The 12,888-nt window shown below is 35.7% G+C and carries 9 protein-coding genes, 1 pseudogene and 1 other annotated feature; all 10 genes and pseudogenes read right to left on the bottom strand.

The window, feature by feature from the left end; all coding sequences use genetic code 11:
- Positions 1-9 precede the first annotated feature (9 nt).
- On the bottom strand, positions 10-1,752 hold the full coding sequence (locus tag CYJ72_RS00360; protein ID WP_284630048.1) for an ABC transporter ATP-binding protein: 1,743 nt from the start codon (positions 1,750-1,752) through the stop codon (positions 10-12).
- Positions 1,749-3,479: an ABC transporter ATP-binding protein gene (locus CYJ72_RS00355; RefSeq protein ID WP_284630046.1), complete on the bottom strand. Its 1,731-nt coding sequence runs from the start codon at positions 3,477-3,479 to the stop codon at positions 1,749-1,751. The genes CYJ72_RS00360 and CYJ72_RS00355 overlap by 4 nt, the downstream gene beginning before the upstream one ends.
- Positions 3,480-3,876: 397 nt before the next feature.
- Positions 3,877-4,839, bottom strand: a complete 963-nt coding sequence (locus tag CYJ72_RS00350) for an IS30 family transposase (RefSeq protein ID WP_284630044.1) — start codon at positions 4,837-4,839, stop codon at positions 3,877-3,879.
- Between the two features lie 348 nt (positions 4,840-5,187).
- Positions 5,188-5,886: a ribonuclease III gene (rnc, locus tag CYJ72_RS00345; RefSeq protein WP_284630042.1), complete on the bottom strand. Its 699-nt coding sequence runs from the start codon at positions 5,884-5,886 to the stop codon at positions 5,188-5,190.
- Positions 5,887-6,543: 657 nt separating this feature from the next.
- The gene (locus CYJ72_RS00340; protein ID WP_284630040.1) at positions 6,544-7,719 is read right to left on the bottom strand and encodes a M20 family metallopeptidase; all 1,176 of its coding nucleotides are present in this window, start codon (positions 7,717-7,719) and stop codon (positions 6,544-6,546) included.
- 19 nt (positions 7,720-7,738) lie between these two features.
- Complete coding sequence (locus CYJ72_RS00335; RefSeq protein ID WP_284630038.1) at positions 7,739-8,593, bottom strand: transporter substrate-binding domain-containing protein; 855 nt, start codon at positions 8,591-8,593, stop codon at positions 7,739-7,741.
- A 22-nt stretch (positions 8,594-8,615) separates the two neighbouring features.
- Complete coding sequence (locus tag CYJ72_RS00330) at positions 8,616-9,350, bottom strand: amino acid ABC transporter ATP-binding protein (RefSeq protein ID WP_284630036.1); 735 nt, start codon at positions 9,348-9,350, stop codon at positions 8,616-8,618.
- Complete coding sequence (locus CYJ72_RS00325; RefSeq protein ID WP_284630034.1) at positions 9,343-10,053, bottom strand: amino acid ABC transporter permease; 711 nt, start codon at positions 10,051-10,053, stop codon at positions 9,343-9,345. Before CYJ72_RS00325 ends, CYJ72_RS00330 begins: the two co-directional genes overlap by 8 nt.
- A gap of 67 nt (positions 10,054-10,120) precedes the next feature.
- Positions 10,121-10,350 (bottom strand) — a binding site (T-box leader).
- A gap of 146 nt (positions 10,351-10,496) precedes the next feature.
- Positions 10,497-11,264 (bottom strand): hypothetical protein, encoded by a 768-nt coding sequence (locus CYJ72_RS00320; protein ID WP_284630032.1) that lies wholly within the window; start codon positions 11,262-11,264, stop codon positions 10,497-10,499.
- Between the two features lie 16 nt (positions 11,265-11,280).
- Positions 11,281-12,522, bottom strand: a pseudogene (gene pepT, locus CYJ72_RS00315) (peptidase T).
- Between the last annotated feature and the right edge of the window lie 366 nt (positions 12,523-12,888).

The following is a 12,888-nucleotide window of genomic DNA, read 5'->3' as shown; positions in this document are numbered from 1 at the left end:
TACAATCGATTATATTTTTTCTTGCATACGATGCATATTGGCATAACGTCCATCTAATGCTAAGAGTTCCTCATGGGTTCCTCGTTCAACGATTTCCCCATTATCTAAAACTAATATTTGATCCGCATCACGAATAGTTGAAAGTCGATGGGCAATAATAAAGGTCGTTCGACCTTGCTTCACAATATTCATGGCTTTTTGGATAATGGCTTCTGTTTCAGTATCAATATGGGATGTTGCTTCATCTAAAATAAGGATTTTAGGATTACTAGCTAAAGTTCTAGCAAAAGCAATAAGTTGTCGCTCACCACTTGAAAATGCATTTCCTTTTTCAATAACCGGTTCTTCAATCCCTTTATCCAAACGATTAAGCATATCTTTAGCGCCAACCTTTATTAAAGCATCCATTATCATTTCTTTGGTAATCGTCGCATCATCCATCGCGACATTTGAAGCGATAGTTCCGGTAAATAAATACGGATCTTGTAATACGATTCCCATTGAACGGCGAACTGATTCACGATTATATTCAGCAATGTTTTGTCCATCGATTAAAATTTCACCTAGCTGTGGATCATAAAAACGGAATAATAAATTAATTAAAGAGCTTTTTCCACTACCAGTATGCCCCACTAAGGCAATTGTTTGCCCTTTTTTAGCTTCCAAGTTAATATTTTTTAAAACATATTTTTCATCTGTATAGCCAAAGGAAATATTGTTAAAGACGACATTGCCTTCATCGACCGTAAGTTCCTTTTCAGTTTCCACTTCTTTAGGTGCATCTAATAATTCCATAACACGTTTCCCTGTCGTTAATGAACGTTGTAACTCAGGAAACATTCGCACTAACATCCCCATATTATTAAACAAGCGATCGATATAATTAATATAAGTTAAAAGTAAACCAGCGGAGACGGTCACATAACCACCTAAAAATTGATACCCAGCCCAAGCCAATACACCAAAGAATACAATTCGTTTAAATAAGTCTACTAAACTCCAAGAGATAGTGGCGTGAACATTAATCATCTTTACATCGGCTTGGTACATCTTTTCGATAATGGTATCAAATCGTTCAATCGCATCCTTTTCTTGATTAAATAATTGAATAATTGCACTCCCCGTCATCATTTCATTGACCTGCGTGTTCACTTCACTTTGCATTTCATAATAGGTAGTCAGTTGACTTTCTGTACGTAATTGCCATAGTCGTTGCCACCCTATAAAAACTGGCATTAATAATAATAAAGCCAGACCCATTTTATAATTAATGAAAAAGATAATAACATAAACACTGATGACACTCATCATTAAGACTAAAATATTGGATAACAAACTACCGTAAAATTGCGCTCTTAAGGTTTCGGTGTCATTGACAATACGAGCAGAAATCTTGCCTGCGGGTTTATCATCAAAATACGCGACCGGTAAATTTTGCATTGTTTCATAGGCTTCATTTCGCAAATGAGCCGCTACTTTATTAGCACAATACATTAATATACGAATAGCAATATAGCTTATAATACTCCCAATAATGGACAAACCGATATAAAAAGCTAACCAGATTAATAACTTGCTTGAATCTATAGTAGCCCCCTTCGTTAATGGCGTTAATAAATTGTCGATAATATATTGGACAATAAGTGGCGCTGCTTGTAGAGCTCCACTGGAAATAAGTAATAATACTAAACCTAAAATAAAAGGTAAGCGAACTATTTTTAAATAGGATAAAAGTCTCAATACTAATTTCATTCAGTCACCCCCCTTTTACTTTGTTGTTTATAATACTGCTCAGCATACCAACCCTTTTGTTGGACTAACTCTTGTGGCGATCCTTCCTCAACGATTCGGCCCCCTTCTAATACAATTACCCAATCGGCATGATTAACCGCTGATAATCGGTGGGTGATAATAATATTCATTTTGCCTTGTCGTAATGTTTGAATGTTTTCAATAATAATGCGTTCCGTTTTAGCATCGACCGCTGATAAGGAGTCATCTAAAATTAATAAATTAGGTTGCTTGATCATCGCTCTAGCAATCGAAATCCGTTGTTTTTGCCCTCCCGAAACAGAGACCCCTTTTTCACCGACTAACGTATCATAGCCATTAGCCATACGTTCCAAATCTTGAGTGAAAGCTGCTACGGCTACCGCAATATCTAATTCTTTTTGGCTAGCATCTTTTTTACCAACTTTTATGTTATCAGCCACTGAACGTGAGAATAAGACATGTTCTTGCGGCACATAACCTATCTGCTGTTCAATTGATTGTCTTTGGTAATTTTCAATTGGGTGACCATTGATTAATAATTGGCCTTCTCCTACTGGATATTGACGCAATAACTGGCGTACAAAAGTCGTTTTGCCACTACCTGTTTTACCAACGATACCAAGGGTTTGTCCTTTTTCAAGTTTTAAATTGACATGGCTCAATCCATCATAATCACTATTAGCATATTTAAAGGAATAATCCACTAATTCCAATGAATCTAATTCCTTTAATTCAATCGAACCATCCGCTTCTAAATCATCCCCCGTTTCAATGATTTCATTGATTTTTTTGAAAGATAATTCTCCTGTTTTATAAACTAAAATAAGATCCGATAACATCCACATAGGATCTAATAAAATCCAACTATACATTTGTAAAGCCACAATATCCCCAATTTGCATCTGGCCTTGACTCATAACTAGCCCGCCTAAGCCCAAAATGATAACGGTACTCAAAGCAAGAAAGACATTGGCTGCACGTCCATATAGCGCTTGGTAGACCATAATATTATCAGCTCGTTGTCTAAGATGATCGGTTTTTTCAGCAAAACGCGTAGCGCCTAAACGACTATTACCATAGGCGCGTGTTACCCGAATCCCTTCAACTACTTCTAATACTTCATTACTTAAGGCAGATACAGCTTCACGGTTTGCTTCTACCATATCATCTTGTTTTTTCCCGATATAATAGACAATAATTCCCAAAATCACTAATGGAATCATGCCCAACAGTGAAATCCACCATGAAATCATAAACATTTGCGGAATAATGATGATAACCGTCCCAATACTATATAGAAAACTCATCGTACCATAACCTAATAATTCGGAAAGACTCGCAATATCACTAGTAAAACGAGTCATCATATCTCCACTACGAAATTTATCATAAAAAGGAATACGCATTGAACTCAATTTATGAAATAACTTTCTTTTTAATTCTAATTCATAATGAGCTCTTGCCGAAAATAGCCATTTAACCCAGAAAAATCCTGCAATATAGGTTAATATCGCTGTCACTAAAATTAAAATTAATTGAAAATTTAAAATTGTTTGAGTGAGCGTATTATTGGAAATTTGATTGATAATTGTTTGTGTCACTTTAGTTGGTACCACTGAAAATCCATATTCAACAAATAATAAAATTAGGATGGCAATGTACAACCATTTTCTTTGAATAATATAATTCCAAATTTCTTTAAGCATCATTGACCTCTTTTCTATTTTTTATTTTTTGATTGTCAAATTAAGCTAGAATTTTTACCTAACACATAATACGAGTCATAATACGTTTGCTTTTTGTTTAATTGATAATTAAAATGCTTGTTCGAAAGTTCAAGTATAAATTATCCACTAACTTTAAGGTTTCCACAACGTCAGATTTGTGGCAAGTGTAGTGAGTCAGATTGATGCATTAAATCGTTAGAGCTTTACTTGGATGCTCCGGTATGATACTCGCGAATAGCGAGTTGGGGAAAGGGTTTGGGTAGGAGACCCAAAAAGCATCCCCAAATCATCATGCCGGGCTAGGCACCAAGTCAAGCTCTAACAATCAGGTGCCTTACGTAATGGATTCACTGTCTTAACAAACACATTGTGTGCATTAGAAAGCATCTATCCATCCAAGTTCCTTACAACAATCGATAAAAACTTCAATTGGCGTTCGATAACCTAATGATTTTCGTGGAATTTCATTGCGGAAATGAGCTGTTTGGCTGAGTGTTTTCTGCGATATATCAGTAAAATCCATCCCCTTAGATAACCCATCTCTTCGAAGAAGTCCATTAGAGTGTTCATTTAAACCTCGCTGTGACGGACAACCGGGATCAGCAAAGTAAATATTGATGTCATTGACATTTGAAATGGCTTGCCAATCAGAAAATTCTTTTCCACAATCAAACGTAATGGATTTAAATATATTTCTCGGTAAATAAGCAAACCAGTTATCACAAGCTATTCGCACATCACTTGCTTTCCGACTGCTAATTTTTATCGGGATGATGAGTTTACTGATTCTTTCGACCAGTGTTAGGACGGCACTCTTATGGTCTTTTCCGACAATCGTGTCACCTTCTAGATGTCCAAATTCTTTCTCATATTGTGGATTTTCTTTTTTACGATCTTCGATGGTGCGTCTAAAGTGTTGTTTACCTCTTTTTTCCTGATGCCCATTGGGTTTTCTCTTACCTTTCATCGGTAAAGTTGAGGGATCAAAGAGTTCCGAGTCTTTAAAACGACGATAGAGTGTTCGAGCTGCACATCCTAATGGTATTTCATTCCGACCTATGATGACGTCAGGAGACCACCCCTGGTCCACTTTTTTCTTAATATATGTGATTTGTTTAGTGTTAAAGACCTTCTTTTTGGCACCACAGCGTGATTTATTCTCTTTATATTGATCGTAGTATTCCTGAATATTACCACTATTTTTAAGAAAATTAACGACGTTATAAATGGTTTGGATAGCCCGATTCAATTTTTTAGCGATATCCGTTACTTTTTTACCACTATCGTAATAATTTTCTATCCAAATCAATTCTTTCATGGTAAGATGTGTATAAGCCATTTGTGTGTACTCCTTCCTTAGCATGTGATTTTATGTTTAGGATACCATACAAATGGCCTATTTATTTTTCTAGCTTAATTTTACTATCCAAGATTTCTGATTTTTTGCACAAAAAAACCACCTAGCCCATCTCGAGGTTGGTGGTTAAATCATCACAAAAAAACTGTTATGATACAAACAGTACATGATTATCCCCAGGAGATGGCACGAATTGATTGTTAACATTACTGACTACTAATAATTTCATGATTCATTCTCCTTTCTTTCGATAATCAATATAGTAGGAATTATAACATAGTTTACAAACGTTTTCTAGTCATATTCTCATAATTTTTCCGAAAATTTAATTTATTTTAAGATGTTACCCTTCTCATCAATAAAATTTAAGGCACTTTCCGCTGCCGATATTTCTGCTTGCTTCTTACTACGCCCCTTGCCAATAGCTAAAGGAACACCGTCTACGCGCACTTCCACAGTAAATTGGGTATTATGAGCTGGACCTTCTTGTTTGATGACTTTATATTGAATTTTAACGGTTCCTTTTTGTTGAACCAACTCTTGCAGATGCGTTTTATAGTCTTTACTTACGGAAGTGAGCATCTGTTGATGTTGCTGTAATAAAGTTAAATTGATAAATTTAGTCGCTAATTCGATTCCTTGATCTAAATAAATCGCCCCTAAAATCGCTTCATAGGCATCGGAAATAATGGATTCTCGCTGACGACCACCACTGGCAATCTCTCCTTTACCTAGATAGATCGCTTGGTCAATTTTAAATTGACGCGCTACATAGGCCAGACTGGCTTCTTGAACTAATTGCGCACGCATTGTCGTTAATTGTCCCTCAGGCAACTTAGGATATTGATGATATAAAAAATCACTGACGATAATTTCTAAAACCGCATCCCCTAAAAACTCTAAACGTTCATTGGATTGTAATTTAAATTTTGGATTTTCATTAACGTATGTTGTATGAAATAGTGCATTTTCAATAAGTGATGGTTGATTGAATTTTACTTCTAATAATTGTTCTAGTTCAAAAATCATTAAACCCCTTCTTTCTATTTAATAAACTATTTCATTTGTTATATCCTTACAATTCGAGACAATTATCCGGATATAACAAACCAAATAAAAAAATGTTGGATTGGGCCAAAAGTAGAAAATTGAATGCTTTCCACTTTGTCTACCTATCCCCATAAAATAGGGACTAAACCAGAAGTAGAAAATCAAATAATTTAGCTTCTTCTCTGACTATCCCCGCGAAAATGAGACTGGACTAGAAACAGAAAAATCAAGTGATTTTAGCTTCGTGTGCCCACCCCCATGCAGTAGAATAGGACTCAAACAAATCAATAATACGCAGGTTGAGACCAGTCAACCACTGTTCAATAAGTTAAACAGTGGAAGCAAATGGTATGTTTAAGTGATTCCCCAGCTTCACTACTCTTCCTATTTTACACTATTTAACAATAGAATGGGAGTAACAAGCTGTAGAAAATTTGATGCGTTTCGTTTCATCTACCCACTCGGTCTAAATTAGCTCCTATAGCTTTGTCCGGTATGTATTTAGATGAATTTTCTTCAACAGGTCACCCCAACAATAGAATAAGCATCAAACCAGTTTTAAATCACCGTTTGATGCTATTCATCCACTAAACTTTTCATTAAGGAGCAAGTTTTTAACTTATTTTACCAAATTTATCATAATAACTTAGATAAGGTTTCAGTTTGTTCTTTTTGAACCTCAGCAAAGGTTTCTGGTTCTTCTAATAATTGCAAGGCTACTAGAGCGATACCTTGAGCGGCCTTAATTAAGCCATCTTTACCAGCAGATGAAATGGTTGCATCCGCCATTTCTTTAGAATGTCCTTGCACCCAATCTTCAGCAATTTTTATATAGCCTTGTATGGTCGGACATTTATAACTTACCGCTCCAACATCAGTTGAACCAGTGGCAACCTCATCAACGGGCTCAATATCTGTTAATCCTAATTCTTGGTATTTTTCAGTTAATAATTCAGCTAATTTGTAATTAATAACGGTATCTTCATAAGGGCACTCATAGACAGATGTTTCAACCGTCGTATCATTTGCCATCGCAATGCCTTCAGCAATTTTTTTCGCTTTTTGCGCAACTAATTTAGCATAAGCAAAATTAGGTGCTCTAAAGTAATAATCAAGAGCAGCATACGCTGGTATCACATTGGCAGCTTTTCCCCCATCACTAATCACACCGTGAATGTAAGTGTGGGGCGCCACAAATTGTCTTAATAAATTAATTTGCACAAAGGACATGACAGCGGCATCCAAAGCTGAAGCACCTTCTGACGGACGACAAGCATGAGCATTTTTACCAAAAAATTCAAACTTCAAAGGATACAGTGCATTCGAACGGCCACCTACTCCATTTTTTGTACCAGGATGAACCATTAAGGCGACATCAACATGATCAAAAACTCCTGCTTCTGCCATTGACACCTTGCCACCAAAATTCTCTTCAGCAGGCGTGCCAACCACTAATACCTTACCGCCATATTGATCAATCACAGCTTTTAGCGCTTCTCCAGCAGCCACACCAATCGCCGCAATTAAATTATGACCACAGCCATGACCGACTTCAGGTAAAGCATCATACTCACACATAAAGGCAATGGTAAGACCAGGCTTGCCCGAGTCATAAGTCCCTAAAAAACCGGTAGGCACGACATATCCTGCTTGCGTTTCAAAACCCGCCTTGGTTAAATAATCAACCAATAAGGCCATTGTTTCAAATTCTTCATTACCAATTTCGGGATTATCATATAATGATTGGACGATTGTCATATAATCGTCAATCTTTGCTACAACCGATTGTTTAATTATTTCATTCGCATACATTATAGCGCCTCCATTCTTTTTATTCTTCAATGGCTTTGACACTTAAAGCTTTCGCTTCCTCTTCCCATTTAGCCATTTGACCACTGTCAATCGCTTCTTTAATGACTTTATTGACCACTTCTAATAATGCGGTATTGTCCATGTTTTTCGGGAAACCAATCACATTTTGTGCATAAATGTTTTCTGGGTCTAAATCAAAGCCATCTTTTGGTAAAATCACTAAATTATCAAATGATTTTAATAATGGTTCCGCAGAAGAAGTTGCTACAACCATTCCTTGAATATCACCTGCATTTAAAGCTAACACTTCTGCATCCATTGTGCCATATTGCTTCACATTCGTTGGCGAAGTAATTTTTAAGGCCATTTCATATTGGATAGAGCCACCTTGCGCCCCAATCGATAAATTAGCCGCTTTTAATTCATCTAATGTTTTAAATTTTTCAGCTGTTTCTTTAGTAACTAAAATCCCTTGGTAACCACCATTATCACCTGTTTCTTGAGAGTAACCATCTGAAAAATCCATTACTGCAGCCCGACCTTCAGTATATGAGAAACCTGCAATCCCCATGTCAATCGCACCAGATTGAATGTTCGCAATTACTCCATTAAAGTCAGTGGTCACTAATTTCATTTCCACACCTAATTCATCCGCAATCGCTTGAGCCAATGCCATATCACTACCGGCAATTTCTTTTTCACCTTTATCATTAATAATATAAAATTCACGTGGTGGATAGTCTGGAGAAGTCCCGACTAAAATTTCTCCTTTTTCTTTAATTTTAGTTAGACTGTCCTCGGCTGCCAACACTTGATTGATTGATAAAGAACTGACAAATATTAACGCCACTAAAAATGATATAAATTTTTTCATGATATTTCCTCTTTTCTATGTATTAGTAATTGATTTGATCTAAAAATTGTTTCGTCCGATCCATTTGTGGATGATCAAAAATTTCTTGGGGTGTCCCTTGTTCAACAATATTGCCATCAGCTAAAAATAGCACCCGGCTAGCCACACGTTTAGCAAAATTCATCTCATGGGTGACAATAACAGTCGTTAAACCTTCTTGGGCTAATGATTGAATAACTAATAAAACTTCTTTAACCATCTCTGGGTCTAAAGCAGAAGTCGGTTCATCAAACAACATCACTTCTGGTTCCATTGCCAAGGCTCTGGCAATCGCTACCCTTTGTTTTTGACCACCTGATAATTTATTTGGGTAAACATCTTTTTTATCTAATAAGCCGACCTTTGTTAATAGTACTTCTGCTTTTTTGTCTGCTTCTTGTTGCGACATTTTATTTAATTTTACAGGGGCTAAGGTAATATTTTGCTTAACGGTTAAATGGGGAAATAAATTAAAATGTTGGAAGACCATCCCGACTTTTTGTCGTAATTGGTCGATGTTTTTTTCAATTAATTTATTTTCATTCACTAATTGTTCTTTAAAATATACCTCACCCGCTGAAGGGATTTCCATTAAATTAAGGCATCGGATCAATGTTGATTTACCGGAACCAGAAGGCCCAATCAACGCGACCACCTCCCCTTTTTGGATTTCTAGATTAATTCCTTTTAGAACTTCTAAATCACCAAAATTTTTCTGTAAATTTGTCACTTTAAGCATAGACACCTAACCTCTTTTCTAGTAATTTCATCAACTTCGTTAAAACAAATGTTAAGACAAAGTAGATAACCCCAATCAATACTAAGGGTTCAAAAATCGAATATGTAGCAGCCTTAACAATATTTTGTGCATACATGACATCGAATACTCCTACTGTCGAGACAATCGAAGATTCTTTGATCATCGTAATAAACTCATTACCTAAACCTGGTAAAACAACCCTTGTTGCTTGAGGAATAATGATGGAAAATAATGTCTCGCGTCGACTTAAACCTAAAGCACGTCCGGCTTCCATTTGACCTTTGTCAATGGACTCCAATCCTCCACGGAAAATTTCACAAATATAAGCGCCCGAGTTAATCGACAAAGCTACCACAGCTGTTAAAAATTCACGCGACCCGTAAACATTTCCTAAAGCTGGAATAGCTTGAATACTAAACCCAATTAATGGAAACCCATATAACCATAAAAATAATTGTAATAACATCGGCGTCCCGCGGACGACTTGTGTATAAACATTGGCAATCCCTTTTAAAAATTTATTTTCCGATTGCTGTAATACAGTTGCTAACAGTCCGATAATCGTTCCTAATAACACCGTTGCTAATGATAGAAGAACCGTCACCATAGTCCCCTCCCAGAAGGTAGGCAACCATGGTCCTAACTTTTTAAAATCGACAGCAATACTTAATATACTCAACATCTCATTACTCCTTTACATTCTCTATTTTTGAAATAAAAAAAACCGTCTCCACACTTACAATTGTAAGTATAGAGACGAGTTGCAAATAACATACCCGTGGTACCACTCTAGTTAACGGGAAATAAAATAATATTTCCGATTCACTCATTTTGATAACGCTCAGACAGCGAAACTAGCTACTTGATTCACCAGTTTGTCTCTTAAGTGCGGTTCAATTATCGCATCATAATAGGCTTCCACTCTGTCCTATCTCGCTGTAATCAACTAATAATTTACTCTCTTAATCATCGACTAATATTAAGTTGAATAAACTATAACACTGAATTTTAATAAATGCAACACTTTTATGAAAAAAAGATTAAAATTTTTCCTGTTTGTTGCCTTAAGTGTTCCATTTCCTTGTTAATATGGGCTTTTTAAAGTAAAAATAATAGCCGATATGCTCATTCCTTTATCTTGCGAAATAGTTTAAGCGTCATCTGCGGCCATTCAGCCTGGATTTTTTCGAATGAATTGATCGCCCAAAAATCATGAAATGTTTGACCATTCTTATTAAAACATAAGCTGTCCGTCACCATATAACAGGCGTGTTGCAATGTATGTTGCATATCATAAAAACAAACGACATCACCTGCTCGATAGTCCATATCTTTTACTGGATAATACTGATTGCGTTTTAAAAAATTCAAAAAAGTATTGGCAAACATCCATTCAAAAATAATTTGGTCGTTATTAGTTAGACAATAGATGACTGCGGAATAGCAATTTGGTCCATGAATGTGCGGTATTTGATTATGATATTGAACAATTCTTTCTGGAATGTCATCAGGTACTAGAACATCGCTAAATGAATCGTCTAATCCAGTGATCATTTCATCTTGCCAACTCTTAGGCATACGATGCCAAAAGTTAATCGTCACTAAATTGTCTTTATACATCATCGCATTATGGTTACGTCTTTGTTCATTTAATAAGTCATATTGTAAATTTTGTGGTAAATCCTCATACCAACCTGCTTGTTGAACCATCACATAATCAAACGTTATTTTCCAAGTTTGATAGCTTGAAATCGCATGAATACTTGAGTAAATAGGATGTTGATAATAATCTAGTTTAGGTAAAATCAACTCTTCCTTAAAATCTAGTAGGTGTTGATCATAAAAATCTTGTCTAATAAAAAACAAATCATAATCTTGCTCTAGTGTTCTCATATAACTCCTTATAATGTTAAGCCTCTTTTTCAAGACTTAGCTCAATAATCGTTAAAATAATATCCGTTACTTTCTCCATACTTTCAACGGTTACAAACTCATAACAGCCATGAAGATTTTCGGCCCCTGTACAAATATTAGGGGTTGGAATACCTTTATAGGTTATAATACAGCCATCTGTTCCTCCTCTAAATGGTTGTATATCAGGTGTAATCCCGTTCGCTTCATAAGATTTAATCGCCAGTTGCACGGGCAGTGATTCTTTAGAGATTTTATTGGCCATATTATAATATTGATCCTGAATTTCATACTTAATGCGCGGTCGATCAAATTGCTGATTAAACTGTGTTAATTGTTCAGCGATCCAATTTTTTCGGGCTTCAAATTTATCCCAAACATGATCGCGAATAATATAGGTCATTTGTGCCTTATCTAGTTGACCACTAATATTACTTAACATATAAAAACCTTGGTAACCCTTGGTTTTTTCAGGCACTTCATCTTTAGGAAATAATTGATGAATATCAGCAGCAATACTTAAAGCATTGACCATTTGACCATAAGCTTGTCAAGGATGGACGGAAGTCCCTTCAATTTCAATGGCTAAGCGAGCTGCATTAAATGTTTCATACTCTAATTTTCCGATTACGCCACTGTCAGCAGTATATGCGAATTCAGCTGGAAATTTGTCCGTTTCAAAACGATGAGCGCCCTTACCAATTTCTTCATCGGGACCAAAGGCAAACCATAATTCACCATGTTTAATTTCCGGATGTTCTATTAGATATCTTCCGGCTTCAATGATTGAAACCATCCCCGCTTTATCATCAGCACCCAGTAAAGTCGTTCCATCAGTCGTGATTAAGGTTTGACCAATATAATTTTTTAAGTTTGGAAATTCTTCCGTTGTCATCCAATGATTGGTCTCTTTATTTAATAGGACATTTTCACCATCATAGTTACTGTGAACTTGTGGATTGATATTATCAGCCGGATAATCAGCAGTATCAATATGGGCAATCCAGCCGATAGCAGGTGGTTGGGAATCCCCTTCTATGTTGGAAGAAATTTTAGCCACAACATACGCATCACGTGGATCTAATTGTACGGCTTCAAATCCTATTGCTGTTAATTCTTCCACTAACATTTCCGCAAATTCCCATTGACTGGGAGTAGACGGAATTGCATCACTATTAATATCACTACGAGTATTGATTTTAGCATATCGTAAAAAACGTTCTAAGTGATTATTATTCATTTCATAACCTCCACTAGCAAAATATAGCAATATTATAACATAGTTAAAGATAAATAATGAAACAATTAAAAAGATATGTGCTGGTGAAGTAATACAGGTTTAATATGTTATTACAAATTCAAAATGAATGCTAAATTGAATGCCAATGATAGAAAATACTAGCTAATGTTAGACAAGTAAAAATCTTGCAAAATAATAATTTTAAAAGTATGTAATATAAATGGCATAAAGTATTGATGTTATAACGGTTAACCGTTATAATTAGGATAGAAGGTCTGGGAAGAAGTTGATAATGTAATCACAAAAAGAATGAAAAGAAAACCAAAGAGAAAAGAGACAAAAAATTAACGATAGAGTGAATTTAGT

The organism is Globicatella sanguinis, assembly GCF_002847845.2.
Lineage (GTDB): Bacteria > Bacillota > Bacilli > Lactobacillales > Aerococcaceae > Globicatella > Globicatella sanguinis.
This window is presented reverse-complemented; position numbering and strand designations above follow the sequence as displayed.

Coding starts and splice junctions, on each gene's coding strand:
- CYJ72_RS00360 (WP_284630048.1), bottom strand. CDS start 1,752: ATGAAATTAGTATTGAGACTTTTATCCTATTTAAAAATAGTTCGCTTA.
- CYJ72_RS00355 (WP_284630046.1), bottom strand. CDS start 3,479: ATGCTTAAAGAAATTTGGAATTATATTATTCAAAGAAAATGGTTGTAC.
- CYJ72_RS00350 (WP_284630044.1), bottom strand. CDS start 4,839: ATGGCTTATACACATCTTACCATGAAAGAATTGATTTGGATAGAAAAT.
- rnc (WP_284630042.1), bottom strand. CDS start 5,886: ATGATTTTTGAACTAGAACAATTATTAGAAGTAAAATTCAATCAACCA.
- CYJ72_RS00340 (WP_284630040.1), bottom strand. CDS start 7,719: ATGTATGCGAATGAAATAATTAAACAATCGGTTGTAGCAAAGATTGAC.
- CYJ72_RS00335 (WP_284630038.1), bottom strand. CDS start 8,593: ATGAAAAAATTTATATCATTTTTAGTGGCGTTAATATTTGTCAGTTCT.
- CYJ72_RS00330 (WP_284630036.1), bottom strand. CDS start 9,350: ATGCTTAAAGTGACAAATTTACAGAAAAATTTTGGTGATTTAGAAGTT.
- CYJ72_RS00325 (WP_284630034.1), bottom strand. CDS start 10,053: ATGTTGAGTATATTAAGTATTGCTGTCGATTTTAAAAAGTTAGGACCA.
- CYJ72_RS00320 (WP_284630032.1), bottom strand. CDS start 11,264: ATGAGAACACTAGAGCAAGATTATGATTTGTTTTTTATTAGACAAGAT.